This window comes from Streptomyces sp. NPDC060064 (assembly GCF_042736455.1).
GTDB lineage: Bacteria > Actinomycetota > Actinomycetes > Streptomycetales > Streptomycetaceae > Streptomyces.
This window is the reverse complement of sequence record NZ_JBHWWF010000028.1, coordinates 73264-94827: the sequence shown is the minus strand read 5'-3', so window position 1 is coordinate 94827 and position 21564 is coordinate 73264. Positions and strand designations below refer to the sequence as shown.

At 69.9% G+C, this 21564-nt stretch carries 16 protein-coding genes; 6 read left to right on the top strand and 10 right to left on the bottom strand.

Annotated elements, in window-relative coordinates; translation table 11 throughout:
* Window positions 1–16 precede the first annotated feature (16 nt).
* The 4 genes from ACFWDI_RS29180 to hrcA form a co-directional block, all read right to left on the bottom strand.
* Window positions 17–760, bottom strand: a complete 744-nt coding sequence (locus tag ACFWDI_RS29180) for a 16S rRNA (uracil(1498)-N(3))-methyltransferase (RefSeq protein ID WP_385308407.1) — start codon at window positions 758–760, stop codon at window positions 17–19.
* Window positions 760–1830, bottom strand: coding sequence for a nitronate monooxygenase (locus ACFWDI_RS29175; protein ID WP_385308404.1), 1071 nt, complete (start codon window positions 1828–1830; stop codon window positions 760–762). The genes ACFWDI_RS29180 and ACFWDI_RS29175 overlap by 1 nt, the downstream gene beginning before the upstream one ends.
* A gap of 214 nt (window positions 1831–2044) precedes the next feature.
* Window positions 2045–3181 (bottom strand): molecular chaperone DnaJ, encoded by a 1137-nt coding sequence (dnaJ, locus tag ACFWDI_RS29170; protein WP_385308402.1) that lies wholly within the window; start codon window positions 3179–3181, stop codon window positions 2045–2047.
* Window positions 3182–4204 (bottom strand): heat-inducible transcriptional repressor HrcA, encoded by a 1023-nt coding sequence (hrcA, locus tag ACFWDI_RS29165; RefSeq protein WP_385308399.1) that lies wholly within the window; start codon window positions 4202–4204, stop codon window positions 3182–3184.
* 195 nt (window positions 4205–4399) lie between these two features.
* On the opposite strand from hrcA, the gene ACFWDI_RS29160 reads away from it, so the two are divergent.
* A complete protein-coding gene (locus ACFWDI_RS29160) occupies window positions 4400–5134 on the top strand; it encodes an MBL fold metallo-hydrolase (RefSeq protein ID WP_385308396.1) in 735 nt (244 codons plus the stop codon).
* A gap of 10 nt (window positions 5135–5144) precedes the next feature.
* A complete protein-coding gene (locus ACFWDI_RS29155; RefSeq protein ID WP_385308393.1) occupies window positions 5145–5966 on the top strand; it encodes a DUF3097 domain-containing protein in 822 nt (273 codons plus the stop codon).
* 118 nt (window positions 5967–6084) lie between these two features.
* Here the strand turns inward: ACFWDI_RS29155 and hemW are convergent, their stop codons facing one another.
* Both hemW and ACFWDI_RS29145 read right to left on the bottom strand, forming a co-directional pair.
* Window positions 6085–7317: a radical SAM family heme chaperone HemW gene (gene hemW, locus ACFWDI_RS29150; protein ID WP_385308390.1), complete on the bottom strand. Its 1233-nt coding sequence runs from the start codon at window positions 7315–7317 to the stop codon at window positions 6085–6087.
* Between the two features lie 87 nt (window positions 7318–7404).
* On the bottom strand, window positions 7405–9366 hold the full coding sequence (locus tag ACFWDI_RS29145) for a SpoIIE family protein phosphatase (RefSeq protein WP_385308474.1): 1962 nt from the start codon (window positions 9364–9366) through the stop codon (window positions 7405–7407).
* A gap of 240 nt (window positions 9367–9606) precedes the next feature.
* On the opposite strand from ACFWDI_RS29145, the gene ACFWDI_RS29140 reads away from it, so the two are divergent.
* Window positions 9607–13728 (top strand): HAMP domain-containing protein, encoded by a 4122-nt coding sequence (locus ACFWDI_RS29140; RefSeq protein ID WP_385308472.1) that lies wholly within the window; start codon window positions 9607–9609, stop codon window positions 13726–13728.
* A gap of 7 nt (window positions 13729–13735) precedes the next feature.
* Complete coding sequence (locus ACFWDI_RS29135; protein ID WP_327323547.1) at window positions 13736–14320, top strand: response regulator; 585 nt, start codon at window positions 13736–13738, stop codon at window positions 14318–14320.
* A gap of 132 nt (window positions 14321–14452) precedes the next feature.
* On the opposite strand, the gene ACFWDI_RS29130 is transcribed toward ACFWDI_RS29135, so the two are convergent.
* A complete protein-coding gene (locus ACFWDI_RS29130; protein WP_385308386.1) occupies window positions 14453–16342 on the bottom strand; it encodes an AMP-dependent synthetase/ligase in 1890 nt (629 codons plus the stop codon).
* A gap of 292 nt (window positions 16343–16634) precedes the next feature.
* Entirely contained in the window at window positions 16635–18500 is a 1866-nt protein-coding gene (gene lepA / locus ACFWDI_RS29125; protein ID WP_385308383.1) for a translation elongation factor 4, read from the bottom strand.
* 204 nt (window positions 18501–18704) lie between these two features.
* On the opposite strand from lepA, the gene rpsT reads away from it, so the two are divergent.
* Window positions 18705–18971 carry a 30S ribosomal protein S20 gene (gene rpsT / locus ACFWDI_RS29120; RefSeq protein ID WP_326649855.1) on the top strand — a complete coding sequence of 89 codons (267 nt, stop codon included), beginning with the start codon at window positions 18705–18707 and terminating at the stop codon, window positions 18969–18971.
* A gap of 235 nt (window positions 18972–19206) precedes the next feature.
* On the opposite strand, the gene holA is transcribed toward rpsT, so the two are convergent.
* Window positions 19207–20202: a DNA polymerase III subunit delta gene (holA, locus tag ACFWDI_RS29115; RefSeq protein ID WP_385308380.1), complete on the bottom strand. Its 996-nt coding sequence runs from the start codon at window positions 20200–20202 to the stop codon at window positions 19207–19209.
* 129 nt (window positions 20203–20331) lie between these two features.
* On the opposite strand from holA, the gene ACFWDI_RS29110 reads away from it, so the two are divergent.
* The gene (locus ACFWDI_RS29110) at window positions 20332–20574 is read left to right on the top strand and encodes a hypothetical protein (RefSeq protein ID WP_327323551.1); all 243 of its coding nucleotides are present in this window, start codon (window positions 20332–20334) and stop codon (window positions 20572–20574) included.
* A gap of 49 nt (window positions 20575–20623) precedes the next feature.
* Here ACFWDI_RS29110 and ACFWDI_RS29105 read toward each other — a convergent pair whose 3' ends face one another.
* A complete protein-coding gene (locus tag ACFWDI_RS29105; RefSeq protein ID WP_385308376.1) occupies window positions 20624–21415 on the bottom strand; it encodes an arylamine N-acetyltransferase in 792 nt (263 codons plus the stop codon).
* Window positions 21416–21564 lie beyond the last annotated feature (149 nt).

Here is a 21564-nt window from a genome sequence, read left to right as displayed (position 1 = left end):
CGAGGTAGCCGCCGTTTCAGGACCAGCGGCCGGTGCGGCCCAGCAGCAGCGCCGTGGCGGCCGTGCCCGCGGTCGACGTGCGCAGCACGCTGCGCCCGAGCCGGAACGGCTTCGCGCCCGCCTCGGCAAATGCCGCCAACTCCTCCGGCGACACGCCCCCTTCGGGCCCGACGACCAGCACGATCGAGCCCTCGGCGGGCAGCTCCGCGGTGGCGAGCGGCTCCGCGCCCTCCTCGTGCAGCACTGCCGCGAAGTCGGCTTCGGCCAGAAGTGAGGCAACCTGCTTGGTCGTTGCGGCGTCCGTGACCTCCGGGAAGCGGAGCCTGCGCGACTGTTTCCCCGCCTCGCGCGCGGTGGCCCGCCACTTGGCGAGGGCCTTGGCGCCCCGCTCACCCCTCCACTGAGTGATGCAGCGGGCGGCGGCCCACGGCACCACGGCGTCCACGCCGGTCTCCGTCATGGTCTCGACGGCGAGTTCGCCGCGGTCGCCCTTGGGGAGGGCCTGGACGACGGTGATACGAGGCGTGGGTTCGGGCTCCGTCGGGAACTCGAACGGCTCGACGATCAGCCGGTCCTTGCCCTCCGTGCGCAGCACGACACCGGCCGCGCCGCGCCCTCGCCCGTCCGTCAGCACGATGTCCTCACCGGACTGCAGCCTGCGTACGGAGACGGCGTGCCGTCCCTCGGGCCCGTCCAGGGTGAGGATCGCGCCAGGCCCCACGCCCTCCAGCGAGTCGACGACGAATACGGGCGCGGTCATCACGCACCGCCCAGCGCCAGCGCGGCCCGCGCGGAGTCCAGTTCGGCGGCGAGTACCTCGACGAGCTGACCGGCGGGCAGCTCGCGCGCCATCCGGTGGCCCTGTCCGGCCCAGAGAGCCATGCCCTGCGGGTCGCCCGCCTTGGCCGCGGCCTTGCGCAGGCTGCTCGTCAGATGGTGCACCTGGGGGTAGGCGGCGGGGGCGTACGGACCGTGTTCCCGCATGAAGCGGTTGACGAGGCCGCGGGCGGGCCGCCCGGAGAAGGCGCGGGTGAGTTCGGTGCGGACGAACAGCGGATTGGTCATGGCCTGCTTGTGCAGCACATTGGCGCCGGACTCGGGACAGACCAGGAACGCGGTGCCGAGCTGCGCGGCGCTCGCACCGGCCGCGAGCACGGCGGCGATCTGGCTGCCGCGCATCAGTCCGCCGGCGGCGATGACCGGCAGCTGCACGGTCTCGCGGACCAGCCCGATGAGCGAGAGCAGCCCGATCCCGGAGCCGTCGGCGGCGGGGTCGTCGCGGTGCGTGCCCTGGTGGCCGCCGGCCTCGATGCCCTGCACACACACGGCGTCGGCACCGGCCCACTGCGCGGCCTGCGCCTCCTCGGGCGTGGTGACGGTGACCACGGTGAAGGTGCCGGCCTTCGCGAAGGAGTCGAGCACTTCGCGGGTCGGACAGCCGAAGGTGAAGGAGACGACAGGAACGGGGTCGTCGAGGAGGATCGCGAGCTTGGCCTCGTACCCGTCGTCCCGTCCGCTGTCGGGGTCGCCGAGAGGCGTCTCGTACCAGGCGGCCTCACCGGCGAGCTGCTGCCGGTAGACACCGACGGCGGCGGGGTCGGCGGTGTTGGGCTGCGGCATGAAGAGATTGACGCCGAAGGGCTGACCGGTGAGCCCGCGGATCTGTTTGACCTCCTGGTACATGCCGTCCGCCGTCTTGTACCCGGCGGCGAGGAAGCCGAGCCCACCTGCGTCGGAAACGGCGGCGGCGAGCTGCGGACAGGAGGCGCCGCCCGCCATGGGGGCCTGCACGATCGGATACCGGCAGAGATCGGTCAGTGCGGAGGACATGCAGGCATGGTGCCATGTTGCTCGCGCGCGACCGAATCGGGCGTTCGGGGGGCCGTACGCCCTCCGGGGGTGTCCTCAATCGCCGGACGGGCTCAAATATCAGCCCCTCCGGTGTTTGAGGAGCGGGGCTTGGGGCGGAGCCCCAACAGAGCCCCGCCGGCGATTGAGGCGCGGGGCCCGGGGCAGAGCCCCGGCAACCCGCACCCCCCAACGGCTACCGCCCGTTGAACGCGTCCTTCAGGCGGGAGAACAGCCCCTGCTGCCCCGGCTGGAACTGCCCCGTCGGCCTCTCCTCGCCGCGCAGCTTCGCCAGATCCCGCAGCAGCCGTTCCTGGTCCGCGTCCATCTTCGACGGCGTCATCACCTCGACGTGCACGATCAGGTCGCCGCGGCCGCCGCCCCGCAGATGCGTGATGCCACGCCCGTGCAGCGGGATCGACTGGCCGGACTGTGTGCCCGGTCGGATGTCGACCTCCTCCATGCCGTCGAGCGTCTCCAGCGGGCACTTCGTGCCCAGCGCCGCCGCCGTCATCGGGATCGTCACCGTGCAGTGCAGATCGTCGCCACGCCGCTGGAAGACCGCGTGCGGCAGCTCGTGGATCTCGACGTACAGATCACCCGCCGGTCCGCCACCCGGGCCGACCTCGCCCTCGCCCGCGAGCTGGATGCGCGTGCCGTTGTCGACGCCCGCCGGGATCTTCACGGTCAGCGTCCGGCGCGAGCGGATACGGCCGTCACCGGCGCACTCCGGGCACGGCGTCGGCACGACCGTGCCGAAGCCCTGGCACTGCGGGCACGGCCGCGAGGTCATGACCTGGCCCAGGAAGGACCGCGTCACCTGCGAGACCTCACCGCGTCCGCGGCACATGTCGCAGGTCTGCGCCGAGGTCCCCGGCGCCGCGCCCTCACCCGAACACGTCGTACAGACGACAGCCGTGTCGACCTGGATGTCCTTCGTCGTACCGAAGGCCGCTTCGTTGAGGTCGATCTCCAGCCGGATCATCGCGTCCTGGCCCCGTCGCGTACGCGACCTGGGGCCCCGCTGCGACGCCGTACCGAAGAACGCGTCCATGATGTCGGAGAAGTTGCCGAAGCCACCGGCCCCGAATCCGCCCGCGCCTCCGCCGCCCGCCTGGGACAACGGGTCTCCGCCGAGGTCGTAGACCTGCTTCTTCTGCGGGTCCGACAACACCTCGTACGCGGCGTTGATCTCCTTGAAGCGCTCCTGCGTCTTCGGGTCCGGATTCACATCCGGGTGGAGTTCACGCGCAAGCCGGCGGAAGGCCTTCTTGATCTCGTCCTGCGATGCGTCGCGGCGTACGCCGAGTACGGCGTAGTAGTCCGTGGCCACTTACGACTCCGCCAGGATCTGTCCGACGTAACGTGCCACTGCGCGTACCGCTCCCATCGTTCCGGGGTAGTCCATGCGGGTCGGTCCGACCACGCCGAGTTTGGCAACTGCCTCGTCGCCCGAACCGTAGCCGACCGCGACCACGGAAGTGGAGTTGAGGCCCTCATGTGCGTTCTCATGACCGATACGTACGGTCATGCCCATGCCCGAGTCCTTGGCCTCGCCGAGCAGCTTGAGGAGCACCACATGCTCCTCGAGCGCTTCCAGCACCGGCCTGATGGTCAGCGGGAAGTCGTGCCCGAAGCGGGTGAGATTGGCCGTGCCGCCGATCACCAGCCGCTCCTCCGTCTCCTCGACCAGCGTCTCGAGCAGGGTCGCCAGCACCGTGGACACAGTGCCGCGGTCCTCCGTCTCGAAGGAGTCGGGCAGCTCCTGCACCAGGTGCGGCACATCCGCGAAGCGGCGCCCGACGATCCGGCTGTTGAGCCGGGCCCGCAGGTCGGCCAGCGAGGTCTCGCCGAACGGCGCGGGGCAGTCGATCATGCGCTGCTCGACCCGTCCGGTGTCCGTGATGAGCACGAGCATCAGCCGGGCGGGCGCGAGGGACAGGAGCTCCACGTGCCGGACCGTGGACCGGGTCAGCGAGGGGTACTGGACGACGGCGACCTGCCGGGTCAACTGCGCGAGCAGCCGTACCGTACGGCCCACGACGTCGTCCAGGTCGACGGCTCCGTCCAGGAAGTTCTGGATGGCGCGGCGCTCGGGCGCCGACAGGGGCTTGACGCCCGCCAGCTTGTCGACGAAGAGCCGGTAGCCCTTGTCCGTCGGGATGCGGCCGGCGCTGGTGTGCGGCTGGGCGATGAACCCTTCCTCTTCCAGCACCGCCATGTCGTTACGGACAGTAGCCGGGGAGACACCGAGCTTGTGCCGCTCGGTGAGGGCCTTGGAGCCGACGGGCTCCTCGGTGCCGACATAGTCCTGGACGATGGCGCGCAGCACCTCGAGTCTGCGTTCGCTGAGCATCTGCGCACACCTCCAGCCGTGGTTCCTTGTGGTGACTGCTTGGCACTCGTCATGTCCGAGTGCCAGCACTCCCCCGAGCCAGTGTACGGCTGTGGGGTACGCCCCTAGCAAGGGCCGTCCTGCAGGGCAGTCCTGCAATCGCGGCCGACCACGGTACCTCGCGACACCGCTGGTCCTTGCCGATAGCGTCGCGGTATGGACGTCAGTTGGGAAGACTTCGGCTGGGAGCGGTTGGCCGACGGGGTGGGGCGTCGGCGGCTGCCTGTCTGGGACGCGACCGTTGGACTGGTCGCCGGTGAGGACCGTGTCCTCATGTACGACACGGGTTCGACGCTCCGTGAGGGCGCCGAGCTCCGCACCCAGGCGCAGGCGCTGCTGGGCGGTCGCCGAGTGACGCATATCGCACTGAGTCATCCGCACTTCGACCATGTCCTGGGGACCGCGGCGTTCTCCGGGGCCGAGGTGTTCGGCGCGGTCGGCGTCGACGAACTGATGAGGCGGGAGCGCGACGAGATCCGCGGCACGGCCGTACGGCACGGGGTCCCGGTGAAGGACGCCGCGGAGGCCGCCGATCTTCTGGTACTGCCGCACCATCCGGTGTGCGGGGAGTGGACGCTCGAGCTGGGCGGCCGCCAGGTGCTGCTGGCCAATGTCGGCCCCGGTCACTCGGGCCACGATCTGGCGCTGCTGGTGCCGGGCGAAGGCCCGGGCAGCCCGGAGGTGGTCTTCTGCGGAGATCTGGTGGAGGAGTCGGGCGAACCGCAGGCGGGCCGGGACGCGATCCCGTCCCGCTGGCCGGCGGCGCTGGACCGGCTGCTGTCGCTGGGCGGCGACGACGCGGTGTATGTCCCCGGGCACGGGGCAGTGGTCGACGCGGCTTTTGTACGCGCACAGCGGGAATCGTTGGCGGAGCGCTTCGGCGTGTCGTAGCGTCGGCCAAATGCGCAGCTACAGCCCGGATCTGACGCCTCCTTGGAAGAAGCAGCAGCCGGCCCCGGAGGTCCCTGCCGAGTCCGACCTGGTCGTGGAGGAGGTCACGACGGGTTTCTGCGGTGCGGTGATCCGTACCGAGAAAACGGCGGAGGGCCCGACAGTCACGCTCGAGGACCGCTTCGGCAAGCACCGCGTGTTCCCGCTGGTCCCGCGGGGCTTTCTGCTGGAGGGCCGGGTGGTCACCCTGGTCCGCCCCTCGGCGACGGCCCCGGCCCGCCCGGCACGTACGGCCTCCGGCTCGGTCGCGGTCCCGGGGGCACGGGCGAGGGTCGCGCGGGCGGGCCGTATCTACGTGGAAGGCCGCCACGACGCGGAGCTCGTCGAACGGGTCTGGGGTGACGATCTGCGGATCGAGGGCGTGGTCGTGGAGTACCTCGAGGGCATCGACGACCTCCCGTCGATCGTCAAGGAATTCGCGCCGGGCCCGGACGCGCGCCTCGGGGTGCTGGTTGACCATCTGGTCCCCGGCTCGAAGGAGTCCCGTATCGCGTCCCAGGTCTCCAGCGACCACGCCTTGATCGTGGGCCACCCGTACATCGATGTGTGGGAGGCGGTGAAGCCGTCCTCGGTGGGCATCCGGGCGTGGCCGTCGGTGCCGCGCGGCCAGGACTGGAAGACGGGAGTCTGCCGCGCACTGGGCTGGCCGGAGAACACGGGAGCGGCGTGGCAGCGGATTCTGTCGGGCGTGCGGTCGTACAAGGACCTGGAGCCGCAGTTGCTGGGGCGAGTGGAGGAGCTGATCGACTTCGTGACGGCTCCGGGGGTGTGACCGGGGCTGGGCCCCGGACCCCGCGCCTCAATCGCCGGCAGGGCTTGAGTTGCCGGTCCGGCGAAATGTAAGCCCGTCCGGCGATTGAGGAGAGGCCCGAAGGGCGTACCCACCCCCGTCAGTCCACCAGGTCGCGTACCACCGCGTCCGCCAGCAGGCGGCCCCGCAGCGTCAGTACGGCCCGTCCCTCTTTGTACGGCCCCGGCTCCAGCAGGCCGTCCGACAGGGCCCGGCCCGCCGCCGCCAGGCCCGCCGGGTGCAGGAGCTCCAGCTCGCAGCCTTCCCGGAGCCGGAGCTCCAGCAGGATCCGCTCCACCCGGCGGTCCTGCGCCGAGAGGAGCTCGCGGCCCGCGCCCGGCGAGCGGCCCTCCGCCAGCGCCGCCGCGTACGCGCCCGGGTGCTTCACATTCCACCAGCGCACCCCGCCCACATGGCTGTGGGCTCCGGGGCCCGCACCCCACCAGTCCGCGCCGCGCCAGTACAGCTCGTTGTGCAGGCACCGGCCCGCCTCGGTCGTGGCCCAGTTGGAGACCTCGTACCAGTCGAAGCCCGCGTCCCCGAGCACCGAGTCCGCGATCAGATACCGGTCCGCGTGGACGTCGTCGTCGGTCATCGGGACCTCGCCGCGGCGGATCCGCCGCGCAAGCTGCGTGCCTTCCTCGACGATCAGTGCGTACGCCGAGATGTGATCCGGACCCGCGCCCACCGCGGCCGCCAGGGAGGCGCGCCAGTCGTCGTCGCTCTCGCCGGGCGTGCCGTAGATCAGGTCGAGGTTCACATGGTCGAAGCCCGCAGCCCGCGCCTCCGCGACGCACGCCTCCGGGCGGCCCGGCGTATGCGTACGGTCCAGCACCTTCAGCACATGCTGCCGCGCGCTCTGCATCCCGAAGGAGATCCGGTTGAAGCCGCCCTCCCGCAGCTCGGCGAGATACGCCGGGTCCACCGACTCCGGGTTCGCCTCGGTCGTGATCTCCGCACCGTCCGCGAGCCCGAACTCCTCGCGGACCGCGTCCAGCATCCGGACCAGATCCGAGGCCGCGAGCAGCGTCGGCGTACCGCCTCCGACGAACACCGTCCGTACCTGCCGCGGGTCGTCGCCCAGCACCTTGCGGGCGAGGCGGACCTCCTCCGCGACCATCGCGGCGTAGTTGTCCCGGGAGGCGAGCACGCCGCCCGAGCCGCGCAGCTCGGTCGCCGTGTAGGTGTTGAAGTCGCAGTAGCCGCAGCGCGTCGCGCAGTACGGCACATGCAGATAGAAGGCGAGCGGCCGGTCCCCGGCGCCCGTCAGGGCGGACGCGGGCAGCGACCCGTCCTCGGGCATGGGCTCACCATCGGGCAGTACGGAAGGCATGCCCCCCATTGTCCGTCACCTCGCGGGTGCCCCGGTACGGCCACCCACCGGGTGCCGGGCCGACTACCGCGCCGGGTGCCGGGACGGCTACCGCGCCTGGAGCACCAGCAGCGCCAGATCGTCCTCCGGTGGCGTCTCCCCGAACTCGTACACCCCTTGCTTGATCCGCTCCGCGACCCCTTGCGCGGTCAGGCCCGCGCAGCCGGCGAGCACCCGGGCGAGCCCGTCCTCGTCGTCGAACATCCGCGACCCCGAGCGCCGCTCCGTCACCCCGTCCGTGACGCAGAGCAGGGTGTCGCCGGGTTCCAGGTCGAAGGTCTGGCTCTGGTACGCGACGTCCTCGACGACCCCGAGCAGCACCTGCGACTCGGCCGCCGTGAGCACCCGGCCGTCGGGCCGCAGCAGCAGCGGCAGTGGATGCCCGGCGCTCGCCAGGGTGCAGCGCACACCTCCGCCGACCCGGGGCGAGGGCACCAGCTCGCCGTAGAGCAGGGACAGGAACCGCGCCTGCGGACCCTCCGGCACGCCCTGACCGCCCGCTGCCGCGACCATCAGCGCGGCTGATTCCGCCGCCTCCATCGCATCGTCGAGGAGCAGTCCGTTGAGCCGGTCCAGCACCTGGCCGACCTGGTAACCCTCGCGGGCGAGCAGCCGCAGCCAGGGCCGGGCGAGGCCGGTGACGACCGCGGCCTCGGGTCCGCTGCCCTGGACGTCGCCGAGCATGAAGCACCAGCGGCCGCCGGAGCCGGCCGGGAAGATGTCGTAGAAGTCGCCGCCCGCGACGCCGTCGTCGCTGGGCTCGTACACCAGGAACCGGTCGACACCGGGGATCTGCCCGACCTTGCCGGGGAGCAGACCGCGCTGCAGAACACGGCTGATGGTGGCCTGCCGGGTGTACTGGCGGGCCGCGCTGATCGCGAGAGCCACGCGGCGTGCGAAGTCCGCGATCAGCGCGGTCGCTTCGTCGGGTACGCGTGCGAGGCCGTACCGCGCGATCAGCAGGGTGCCGAGCCCGCGTCCGCCCGCGGCGAGGCGGTATGCGACGGCCGTGCCGTCATCGCCGCCCGGTTGGCCGTCACCGGGCCAGGGGATCGGTACGGGCCCGTTGCCTGCGGCCTCGGGCAGCAGCAGCGGCGGCTCCTTGTCCAGGGTCTCGCGCAGCTGCTCAGTGAGGGACTCGTCGCTGTGCCAGACCCGGGCGAGCCGCTGCGCGGTCCCCGCTCCGCCGCCCGTGCCCCAGCCCGATCCCGGCCGTCCCGACTCCCTGTCCAGCCAGATCGCGCACCAGTCGGCGAGCCTCGGCACCAGCAGCTGCCCGGCGAGCGCCGCGACCATGTCCTCGTCGAGCTGTCCGGCGAGCAGGTCGGATGCCTCGGCGAGGAAGGAGAGTGCGCCTCGGCTGATCCAGTCGGAGTCCTCGCGCACGGTGCGCCGGGGCGAGGGGGCGAGGATCTCGGCGGCGCGCAGTCCGCGATGCAGCGCGGGTTCGGCGCCGGGGAGCGGGCAGGTGTCCCAGCCGTCGACGGGGAGTCGGGCCCAGATGGTCTTGAGGCCGGGGCGGTAGGTGATGCCCCAGCGCTCGGCGAGGGCGGCGACGAGATGGAGGCCGCGGCCGTACTCGGGCGTGCCGGAGCGTTCCTCGGCGCCGTGCGGTTCATTGCGTACGGCCCTGGCCGGGTGGTGGTCGGAGACTTCGAGTACGAGGGCGGCGGGCTCGCCGTCCGCCGACTCCTCCAGCCTGCAGAGGAGTTCGACGGTGGTGCCCGCGTGCACGACGGCGTTGGTCACGAGTTCGTTGACGATGAGTACGGCGTCGTCGGCGAGCCGGTCCGTGCTGTGACCGCCCGGCGGGCAGCCCCCTGACCCGCGGCAGAAGGCGCAGGTGGCGAGCATGCCGAGGTTGGTCCAGTCGGCGATGGCGGCGCGCACGAAGCGGCGCGCGGCGGACGGTGCGAGAGGGTTGCCGGGCAGGCTGGTGCGAGCGACTGAACGCGCGTCATCCCGAAGCGGGTACAACGGTGTCGTGCGGTGAACGGTCTCGCGCTGCATCGGAAGGGACCCCACTGTGCGGCTCCTGGTCGGTTCTGGCAATGCGCCGCTTATGACACCGACAGAGTGACAGACTGAGCCTGCCCATAAGCGCCGAGTCACCGAAGTGGGCGGATTATGAACAGAGACAGTGCGTTGCCGCCAGCTCAGCCGGAGTCCCGGCTGCCTGCGGTGTCCTCCCCGCCCTCGGCCGACGGCGGCTGGATCCGCACCTCGGAGCTGCGCCCACTGCTGGCCGCGATGACGACCCTGCGCGACGGGGACTTCCATGTGCGGATGGCGGAGGTCCATGAGGGCATTCCCGCCGAACTGGCGGCGATGTTCAACCAGATCGCCGTGCGCAATCAGCACTTCACGGATGAGCTGTCGCGGGTCCGCAGGGAGGTCGTACGGCACGGACGGCTCGACGACCGGCTGTCGGCCAGCCCCGGCCAGGGCGCCTGGACCTCCGCCGTCATCAGTACGAACACCCTGCTGGACGCCCTGGTGGTGCCCGCCGCGAACGCCACCCGTGTGCTGGACGCGGTGGCCGGCGGCGATCTGACCCAGCGGGTCGATCTGCACGACGGCAACCGTCAGTTACGCGGCGATCTGCGCCGGCTCGGCCGTGCGGTGAACAAGATGGTCGACCAGCTGTCGCTGTTCACCAGCGAGGTGACGCGGGTGGCGCGCGAGGTCGGCACGGAGGGCCGGCTCGGCGGACGCGCCAAGGTGCAGGGCCTTTCGGGCAGCTGGCGGGACGTCACCGAGGCGGTCAACACCATGGCCTCCCGGCTGACCGCGCAGGTGCGGGACATCGCCGCGGTGACCACGGCCGTGGCCCGCGGCGATCTGACCCGTACGGTCACGGTCGAGGCGACCGGCGAGCTCCTTGAGCTGAAGCTGACCGTCAACACCATGGTCGACCAGCTCTCGGCCTTCGCCGACGAGGTCACGCGGGTGGCCCGCGAGGTGGGCACGGAGGGCCAGCTGGGCGGCCGCGCCCAGGTCCGCGGCGTCTCCGGCGTCTGGAAGGACCTCACGGACAACGTCAACTTCATGGCGTCCAACCTGACCAGTCAGGTCCGCAACATCGCGCAGGTCACCACCGCCGTCGCCAACGGCGACCTCTCCCAGAAGATCACCGTGGACGCCCAGGGCGAGATCCTGGAGCTCAAGTCGACGATCAACACCATGGTCGACCAGCTCCTGGCCTTCGCCGACGAGGTCACCAGGGTCGCCCGCGAGGTCGGTACGGAAGGCAACCTCGGCGGCCGCGCCCAGGTCCGCGGCGTCTCCGGCGTCTGGAAGGACCTCACCGAGAACGTCAACTTCATGGCGGACAATCTCACTTCACAGGTCCGCAATATCGCGCTCGTGTCGACGGCCGTCGCCCAGGGCGACCTCGGCAAGAAGATCACGGTCGAGGCGAAGGGCGAGATCCTCGAGCTCAAATCGACCATCAACACCATGGTCGACCAGCTCTCCGCCTTCGCCGACGAGGTCACCAGGGTCGCCCGCGAGGTCGGCACGGAAGGCAACCTCGGCGGCCAGGCCCAGGTCCGCGGCGTCTCCGGCGTCTGGAAGGACCTCACGGACAACGTCAACTTCATGGCGTCCAACCTGACCAGTCAGGTCCGCAACATCGCGCAGGTCACCACCGCCGTCGCCAACGGCGACCTCTCCAAGAAGATCACCGTGGATGCGCGCGGCGAGATCCTGGAGCTGAAGGACACCGTCAATACGATGGTGGAGCAGCTGCGCGCCTTCGCCGACGAGGTCACACGCGTGGCCCGCGAGGTGGGTACCGACGGCCGGCTGGGCGGCCGCGCCCAGGTCCTCGGTGTCACCGGCCTGTGGAAGGACCTCACGGACAACGTCAACTACATGGCCGACAATCTCACTTCACAGGTGCGGAACATCGCCCAGGTGGCGACGGCCGTGGCGCAGGGCGACCTCTCCAAGAAGATCGACGTGGACGCGCGCGGCGAGATCCTGGAACTCAAGACCACCATCAACACCATGGTGGACACGCTCTCCTCGTTCTCCTCCGAGGTCACCCGGGTGGCCCGCGAGGTCGGCTCCGAGGGCCAGCTCGGCGGCCAGGCTCGGGTCGAGGGCGTGTACGGCACCTGGAAGCGGCTGACGACCAACGTCAATGAGCTGGCGCTCAACCTCACCACCCAGGTCCGCGCCATCGCCGAGGTGGCGTCCGCCGTCGCCCAGGGCGACATGTCCCGGTCGATCACGGTCGAGACGCGCGGTGAGGTCTCCGAGCTGAAGGACAACATCAATCTGATGGTGTCCAACCTCCGCGAGACCACCCGCGCCAAGGACTGGCTGGAGTCCAATCTCGCCCGCCTCGCCGGTCTGATGCAGGGCCACCGCGATCTGATGGAGGTCGCCGACCTGATCCTGCGCGAGCTGACCCCGCTGGTGAACGCGCAGTACGGCGCGTTCTTCCTGGCCGACCCGGACGCCGGCGGCACTCCGCGCCGTACCACCTCCACCACCAAGGGACTGGCCTTCATCGCCGGTTACGGCTCGGCCCAGTCGGCCACCATAGACACCACCGGTATGCCGGGGCACGGTCTGGTGCGCCAGGCGGCCCTGGAGAAGAAGCGGATCCTCCTCGAGGAAGCACCTCCGGACTACATCAAGATCAACTCCGGCCTCGGCGAGGCGTCACCGGCAAGCGTTGTCATCATTCCGATCCTCTTCGAGGACAAGCTGCTCGGCGTCATCGAGCTGGCGTCCTTCTCCCGCTTCTCCGACGTCCACCTGGCCTTCTTCGACCAGTTCGTGAACACCATCGGCGTCGCCATCAACACCATCATCGCCAACTCCCGTACGGAGTCACTGCTCGGCGAGTCCCAGCGGCTCGCGGTCCAGCTCCAGGAGCGCTCCGACGAGCTCCAGCGCCAGCAGGGCGAACTGCAGCGCTCCAACGCCGAGCTGGAGGAGAAGGCCGCACTACTCGCGACCTCGTCGCAGTACAAGTCGGAGTTCCTGGCGAACATGTCGCACGAACTGCGCACGCCGCTGAACTCCCTCCTCATCCTGGCCCGGCTGCTCTCCGACAACCCCGACGGCCATCTCTCCGACCAGGAAGTGCAGTTCGCCACCACGATCCACCGCTCGGGCTCCGACCTGCTCCAGCTGATCAACGACATCCTGGACCTGTCGAAGATCGAGGCCGGCCGGATGGACGTACGCCCGAAGAAGCTGCCGCTGATCAAGGTGCTCGACTATGTCCACGCCACCTTCCGTCCGATCACCCTCGACCGCGGGCTGGCCTTCGAGGTCGCGGTCGGCGAGGACGTACCGCGCGAGATGTACTCCGACGAGCAGCGGCTCCAGCAGATTCTGCGCAATCTGCTCTCCAACGCCATCAAGTTCACCTCCTCCGGCCGCGTCGAACTGAGGGTGAAGCGGGTCAAGGACCCCGACGACAAGGTGCTCAAGGGCATCGACGACCTGATCGCCTTCGCTGTCGCCGACACCGGCATCGGCATCGCCCCGGAGAAACTCCCGGTGATCTTCGAGGCGTTCCAGCAGGCCGACGGCACGACCAACCGCAAGTACGGCGGAACGGGCCTCGGCCTCTCCATCAGCCGGGAGATCGCGGGGCTGCTCGGCGGCCGCATCATCGCGGAGAGCGAGCCGGGCCGCGGATCCACTTTCACGCTGTACGTCCCCGTCCTCTACCCCGGCCATGCCGGCGGCGAGAGCGACGGCTCCCACGACGGCCACGACATCCAGGATGTCCATGGCATCCAGGACATCCCACTGACCGCGCCCGAGCGGCACTACAGCGAGCATGTGCCGCGCCCGGCCCTCGAGGACGGCTGGCCCACGACGACCAAGCTGGAGGAGTGGAAGTCGGGCCGGGCGGGCCGGATCCTGCCGGGCCGCCGCGTCCTCATCGTCGACGACGACATCCGTAATGTCTTCGCGCTCACCCATGTGCTCGGCAGAGTGGGCATGCCTGTGCTGTACGCGGAGAACGGCCGCGAAGGCATCGAGACCCTGGAGCGCAACCCCGACGTCGAACTGATCCTGATGGACATCATGATGCCCGAGATGGACGGGTACGAGACGATCGAGGCCATTCGGCGCAGCCCGCTCTGGACCGACCTCCCGATCATCGCCCTCACCGCGAAGGCGATGCCGGGTGACCGCGAGAAGTCGATCGCGCAGGGCGCCAACGACTACGTGCCGAAACCGGTCGACGTGGATCGTCTGCTGACCGTCGTCTGTTCCGTGCTGGATCCGAAGGGCGGAACGGCCGGGCCGGACAGTGCGCCTCCGGCCGAAGAACCCGCGATATCGGGGCAGCCAGTCGGCGATGGGGAGCCGACTGCCCCGCCGACAATCACGTGAGGACACGATGAGCACAGAGGCACCCACCGCCGACCCCGCGAGCATCCTCCTGGTGGACGACATGGAGGACAATCTCGTAGCCCTCGAGGCAGTCCTGGGGTCCCTCAACGAGCCTCTGGTCCGGGCACGTTCCGGGGAGGAGGCGATGAAGGCGCTGCTGCGGCGGAAGTTCGCGGTGGTCCTGCTGGATGTGCGGATGCCCGGCATGGACGGCTTCGAGACGGCGTCCAACATCAAGCGCCTCGACCAGACGAAGGACGTCCCGATCATCTTCCTGACCGGGACGCAGGCCGACAGCGGCTTTGCCTTCCGGGGCTACGCCACCGGGGCGGCGGACTTCCTCACCAAGCCCTTCGACCCCTGGGTACTGCGCGCCAAGGTGAGTGTGTTCCTCGAACTGCACCGCAAGAACCGCCAGTTGGAGCGGATGCTGGCACAGGACCAGGAGCAGCTGGGCCAGATGTCCCAGCGGCTGAGTGCGATCGAGAGCGAGCTGGACAGGAGCGGCTCGAACGATATGCCGGAGGTGCGGGTACAGCTGACCCGGGTGGAGGAGATCCTGAGGGACCTGCGTCGCGGGCGGAGCCAGTAGTCCCCGTACGCCCTCCGGGAGTGTCCCCGATCGCCGGACGGCCTGGATTCCCGCCCGTATCGGGCGGGAATCCAGGCCTTGTCGGCGTGTGAGGCGGGGGCCCGGGGCCTGGGGCGGGCGGAGCCCCGGTTACTACGCCTCGCGGGAGCCTGCGTACATGTCCTCGATGAGGTCCTTGTACTCGCGCTCGACGACCGGCCTCTTCAGCTTGAGGCTGGGGGTCAGCTCGCCGTGCTCGATGTCCAGGTCCCGCGGCAGCAGCCGGAACTTCTTGATCGTCTGCCAGCGCTGCAGCCCTTCGTTGAGCCGCTTCACATAACCCTCGATGAGCTGCTCGGCCCGCTCGGTGGCGACAACCTCGGCGTACGTCTTTCCGTCCAGGCCGTTCTCCTTGGCCCAGCCGAGGATGGTCGGCTCGTCCAGCGCGATGAGCGCGGTGCAGAAGTTACGGTCCGCGCCGTGCACCAGGATGTTGGAGACGAACGGGCACACCGCCTTGAACTGGCCCTCGACCTCGGCCGGCGCGATGTACTTGCCGCCGGAGGTCTTGATCAGGTCCTTCTTGCGGTCCGTGATGCGCAGGTAGCCGTCATCGGACAGCTCTCCGATGTCGCCGGTGTGGAACCAGCCGTCGGATTCGAGGACTTCGGCCGTCTTCTCGGGCAGCCGGTGGTAACCCTCCATGATCCCGGGGCCGCGCAGCAGGATCTCGCCGTCGTCGGCGATACGCACCTCGGTGCCGGGCAGCGGCTTGCCGACGGTGCCCGTGCGGTACGCCTCGCCCGGGTTGATGAAGGACGCCGCGCTGGACTCCGTAAGGCCGTAGCCCTCGAGGATGTGGATTCCGGCTCCGGCGAAGAAGTAGCCGATGTCGGGCGCGAGCGCCGCCGAGCCGGAGACCGCGGCGCGCAGCCGGCCGCCGAAGGCCTCGCGCAGCTTGGAGTAGACGAGCGCGTCGGCGATCTTGTGCTTGGCGGTGAGTCCGAAGGGCGCGGAGGCCGAGCCCGTACGGCGGAAGTTGTCCTGCGCGGCCTTGGCGTACTCGCGTGAGACACCGGCCGCCCACTGGAAGATCTTGTACTTGGCGCCGCCGCCGGCCCGTGCCTTGGCCGCGACTCCGTTGTAGACCTTCTCGAAGATCCGCGGCACGGCCGCCATGTAGGTCGGCTGGACCACCGGCAGATTCTCGATGATCTTGTCCACCCGGCCGTCGACGGCGGTGACATGACCGACCTCGATCTGCCCGGAGGTCAGCACCTTGCCGAAGACATGCGCGAGCGGCAGCCAGAGGTACTGCACGTCGTCCTTGCTGATCAGCCCGGTCGCGGCGGTGGCCTTGGCCATGTACGACCAGTTGTCGTGCGGCAGCCGGACGCCCTTGGGCCGGCCCGTGGTGCCCGAGGTGTAGATCAGCGTCGCCAGCTGGTCGGGCCTGATCGCCTCGACCCGCTCCTTGACGGCGTCCGGGTGCTTGGCGAGGCGCTCCGCGCCCCGGGCCTCCAGGTCGGCGAGCGAGAGCACCCAGCCCTCGGGGTCGCTCTCGTCCGGCTCCACGCCCGTCGCGTCGATCACCACGACATGCTTCAGCTCCGGCAGGTCGGCCCGCCGCTCACGCGCCTTGGCCAGCTGGGAGGCGTCCTCGGCGATCAGCACCCGGCTCTCGGAGTCGGAGAGGATGTACGCCGACTCCTCGGCGTTGGTGGACGGGTAGATCGTGGTGGTCGCGCCGCCCGCGCACATCACGCCGAGGTCGGCGAGGATCCAGTCGACCCGGGTGGAGGAGGCGAGCGCGACGCGCTCCTCGGCGCGTACCCCGAGGTCGATCAGTCCGGCGGCAATGGCATAGACCCGCTCTGCGGCCTGCCCCCAGCTCAGGGACTTCCAGTCGTCGGGCCCCTGGCCGGTGGCGGGGGCCACCGGGTAGCGGTAGGCCTCGGCGTCCGGCGTAGCCGCCACGCGCTCGGTGAAGAGACTCGCCACAGAGGGCGGTCGGTTCTCGATCAGGGTCATTGTGGCGCTCACGACATCCTCCGGGCCTGCGGGCAGCACTGCACGAGTGGCTGTTGTTTAACTGGCGAGTAACCATCGAGCCGTGCTCAGGTTAGAGGGCATGGGACCTGCGCGTAAGGGGCTACGGGCTGCCGCTTGATAACGAACGGCACGCTCGGCCATTGGCTGGAACCGCCGGTCGGTGCATCCCTCATCTATCGGGTGATGCGTCCGACACCTATCGGGTGATGCGTCCGCAGACACGCGAAAAGCGCCCGTCCGGACCCCCGGCGGGCGCCTTCGCTTGTCGGCTGCGACGGTGCGGCTACTTCTTGGCCTTGCCGCTGTCGTCGCTGGACAGCACGGCGATGAAGGCCTCCTGCGGGACCTCCACGCTGCCGACCATCTTCATCCGCTTCTTGCCTTCCTTCTGCTTCTCCAGCAGCTTCCGCTTACGCGAGATGTCACCGCCGTAGCACTTGGCGAGGACGTCCTTGCGGATGGCGCGAATGGTCTCGCGGGCGATGACGCGCGAGCCGATCGCGGCCTGGATGGGCACCTCGAAGGCCTGCCGCGGGATGAGCTCCCTGAGCTTGGCGACGAGCCTCACTCCGTACGCGTACGCCGCGTCCTTGTGCGTGATGGCGGAGAAGGCGTCGACCTTGTCGCCGTGCAGCAGGATGTCGACCTTGACCAGGCTGGCGGCCTGCTCGCCGGTGGGCTCGTAGTCGAGGGAGGCGTAACCGCGCGTCTTGGACTTCAGCTGGTCGAAGAAGTCGAAGACGATCTCGGCGAGCGGGAGGGTGTAGCGGATCTCGACCCGGTCCTCGGAGAGGTAGTCCATGCCGAGCAGCGTGCCGCGGCGGGTCTGGCAGAGCTCCATGATCGAGCCGATGAACTCGCTGGGCGCGAGGATCGTGGCTCGTACGACCGGCTCGTGGACATCCGAGATCTTGCCCTCGGGGAACTCGCTCGGGTTGGTGACGGTGTGCTCGGCACCGTCCTCCATGACCACGCGGTAGACCACGTTCGGCGCGGTGGCGATCAGATCGAGACCGAACTCGCGCTCCAGGCGCTCGCGGATCACGTCCAGGTGGAGCAGACCGAGGAAGCCCACGCGGAAACCGAAACCGAGAGCGGCCGAGGTCTCCGGCTCGTAGACCAGCGCGGCGTCATTGAGCTGAAGCTTGTCGAGGGCGTCGCGCAGCTCGGGGTAGTCCGAGCCGTCCAGCGGATAGAGGCCGGAGAACACCATCGGCTTGGGGTCCTTGTAGCCGCCGAGGGCCTCGGTGGCGCCCTTGCTCAGCGAGGTGATCGTGTCACCGACCTTGGACTGACGGACGTCCTTCACGCCGGTGATGATGTAGCCCACCTCGCCGACGCCGAGACCGTCGGCGGGGGTCATCTCCGGGGAGGAGACACCGATTTCCAGCAGCTCGTGGGTGGCGCCGGTGGACATCATCCTGATGCGCTCGCGCTTGTTGAGCTGCCCGTCGACGACTCGTACGTAGGTCACCACACCGCGGTACGAGTCATAGACGGAGTCGAAGATCATCGCGCGGGCGGGCGCGTCGGCGACGCCGACCGGGGCGGGGACGTCGCGCACCACGCGGTCCAGCAGGGCCTCCACGCCGATGCCGGTCTTGGCCGAGACCTTGAGGACGTCCTCCGGCTGGCAGCCGATGAGGTTGGCGAGCTCCTCGGAGAACTTCTCCGGCTGCGCGGCCGGCAGGTCGATCTTGTTGAGGACCGGGACGATCGTGAGGTCGTTCTCCATCGCCAGGTAGAGGTTGGCGAGGGTCTGCGCCTCGATGCCCTGCGCGGCGTCCACCAGCAGGACGGTGCCCTCGCAGGCCGCGAGCGACCGGGAGACCTCATAGGTGAAGTCCACGTGGCCCGGGGTGTCGATCATGTTGAGGATGTGGGTCGTGTTCCGACCCTCGCCCTCGGTGGGCGACCACGGCAGGCGGACCGCCTGGGACTTGATCGTGATGCCGCGCTCGCGCTCGATGTCCATGCGGTCGAGGTACTGAGCGCGCATCTGCCGCTGATCGACCACACCGGTCAGCTGGAGCATCCGGTCGGCAAGCGTCGACTTGCCGTGGTCGATGTGCGCGATGATGCAGAAATTGCGGATCAGCGCCGGGTCGGTACGGCTCGGCTCGGGCACGTTGGTAGGAGTCGCGGGCACGCAGGGTCCTGATTCTTGAGACGCCGGGGCGTCTCGTCTCGGGCGATGTCGGATCGATACGTAGGCTCCATCGTCCCACGGGAACGGGACTGCGCCCGGTTTGGGCCGCTGGAGGGGCGGCTGGTAACGTGGGCAGCTGTGTCTCGTGCCCTCTCAAGTACGGGACGCAAACTCAAAGATCATCGAACCTGAAAAGGCTCTTTCGTGGCGAACATCAAGTCCCAGATCAAGCGGAACAAGACGAACGAGAAGGCGCGCCTGCGCAACAAGGCCGTCAAGTCGTCGCTCAAGACCGCGATCCGCAAGGCCCGCGAGGCTGTCGCCACCGGCGACGTCGAGAAGGCCACTGTGGCCGTCCGTGAGGCGTCGCAGAAGCTCGACAAGGCCGTCTCCAAGGGTGTCATCCACAAGAACGCCGCCGCCAACAAGAAGTCGGCGCTGGCCATCAAGGTTGGCTCCCTCCAGGGCTGAGCTCTTGACTGATCGCCGGTAGGGACCCAGCGGGCCCTCTCTCCCGCTCCTTCCCGGCACCCCGCGCCGCACACCGAACGCGTTCGCCACGCGGGTGCGGCGCACAAAGCTTGAACCGTGAGGCCCCGGTGACCGTCCTTCCCCAGGACGGACGCCGGGGCCTCTGGCGTGCCCGGCCCTCGGTGTCCCCCTCCCCGCCCGAGGGCGGGGAGGGGGGCAAGGCCGCCCGCAGGGTCTACCGCCCCGACCGCGCCGCCCGCGCAACCGCCACGACCGCCTTCTCCAGCGCGTACTCCGGGTCGTCGCCGCCGCCCTTCACGCCCGCGTCCGCCTCCGCGACCGCGCGCAGCGCCGCCGCCACCCCGTCCGGCGTCCAGCCACGCATCTGCTGGCGGACCCGGTCGATCTTCCACGGCGGCATGCCCAGCTCACGGGCGAGGTCGGCGGGCCGCCCGCCGCGGGCCGAGGAGAGCTTGCCGATCGCCCGCACACCCTGCGCCAGCGCGCTGGTGATCAGGACCGGCGCGACCCCCGTCGACAGCGACCAGCGCAGAGCTTCCAGCGCCTCCGCCGCCCGGCCCTCCACCGCACGGTCGGCGACATTGAAGCTGGAGGCTTCGGCGCGGCCCGTGTAGTACCGCCCGACGACCGCCTCGTCGATGGTGCCCTCGACGTCCGAGGTCAGCTGGGAGACGGCGCTGGCCAGCTCCCGCAGATCGCTGCCGATGGAGTCGACCAGCGCCTGGCACGCCTCGGGCGTCGCGGACCTGCCCAGCGCGCGGAATTCGGACCGTACGAAGGTGAGCCGCTCCGCCGGCTTGGTGGTCTTGGGGCAGGCGACCTCACGGGCGCCTGCCTTCCGGGCCGCGTCCAGCAGGCCCTTGCCCTTCGCACCGCCGGCGTGCAGCAGGACGAGGGTGATCTCCTCTGCCGGAGCGTCGAGATAGGCCTTGACGTCCTTGATCGTGTCGGCGGAGAGGTCCTGCGCATTGCGCACGACGACTACCTTGCGCTCGGCGAAGAGCGAGGGGCTGGTCAGCTCGGCAAGGGTGCCGGGCTGGAGCTGGTCGGAGGCGAGGTCGCGTACGTCCGTGTCGGCGTCGGCAGCGCGGGCCGCCGCCACCACCTGCTGCACGGCACGGTCGAGGAGCAGGTCCTCCTGGCCCACGGCGAGCGTGACGGGGGCGAGGAGGTCGTCGGGCGAATTCTGCTGGCTGGGTTTGCGGATCATCGCGGTCCAGCATCCCACGGGGCACTGACACTCCCGCGCGTACCGGCATTCTCGTACGCGGGATCGCCGTACTCGGGATCTCCCCCTACTCGGGAATCCCTTACCGGAGACGTACCGGAGAATGGACCGGTGAGTGACGCGAGACATGTACTGGTGCTGCCCGACCGCGACGCCGCCGAGGAGGTGGCACAGGAGCTGGCGGGCCGCTTCGGGGTGGCCGAGGAGCCCCAGCTCCTACGCGATGCGCTGGCCGGCGAGGACGACGCCGAGGACGCGCAGTGGCTGGTCGTCGTGGAGGACCCGAAGGCCCGCCTCGACCCCGCGGCGCTGGACGATTTCGCCGCGGAGTGGGAGGGCTGGCTGGAGGCCTAGCGGGCCGGCTCGGCGCGTCAGCGCGTCAGCCGGTCAGCCCGTCAGCCCGTCAGCTCGGCCGGCTCGGGGCGGACGGCAACCGGTCGAGTACCAGCCCGAAGTGGTCGCGGTAGGCCGCCAGGACCGCGGCATCGTCGGCCAGCGGCTGCTCATGGCGCTCACCGTGCTCGGTGGTGACCAGTGTGCGGCCGCTGAGCGTGATCCGGCCCTTGGTGGTGAGCCGGGAGCAGACGAGGGACCGGGGGAAGTGCGAGGCGGGCGAGGTGCGGTGCCACCAGGACCCCGCCTCGAAGTCGGCCAGGACGCGGGGCCGCGTATCGAGGCGGAACTGCGGTTTGCCGTCGCGGTAGACGTCAAGATCGCCGTACTCCGTGGCCTCGGCGATCCGGAACGTACCGGCCGGGTCCCGCTGATCGCCCCGCTCGTCGAGTGCGAGGGGGTGCTGGGTGTGGTCGCCGAACCCGACATCGGCCAGCCAGGGGCCGGAGGAGTCCGCCGTCTCGACGCGCAGGGCGAGATGGTCGTACGGGATGCCGAGCCGCCCTTCGTCACCGAAACCACGTGCCTGGAGGAGGGTGACCGTGAAACCCAGCTCCCGCAGCAACACGGCGAATGCGCCGTTGAGTTCGTAGCAGAAGCCGCCCCGTCGGGCATCCACGATCTTGGCGAGGAGCGCCTTCTCCTCGAGCACGATGTCCTCGCCGAGATGGATGGATAGATTCTCGAAGGGGACTGTCCGCAGGTGCCGCAGCTGCAGATCGCGCAGAGCGGTGGCGTCGGCGCGCTCCGGGCGGGTGGCCCCGATACGGCGGAGATAGGCATCCAGGAGATTGGCGTCCATGGAGTGAGTCTGGCGCGACGTCGGACCGCGCGCCATGGACCGCAGGTCCTAGGCCTGTAGGCCGAGGCGCCTGGGACGGATACGCCGCCGGCGTGCGGTCCACGACCGATGAGGAGCGGGAGCGGCGGCGGCCGCCCGACGCGGCGGCC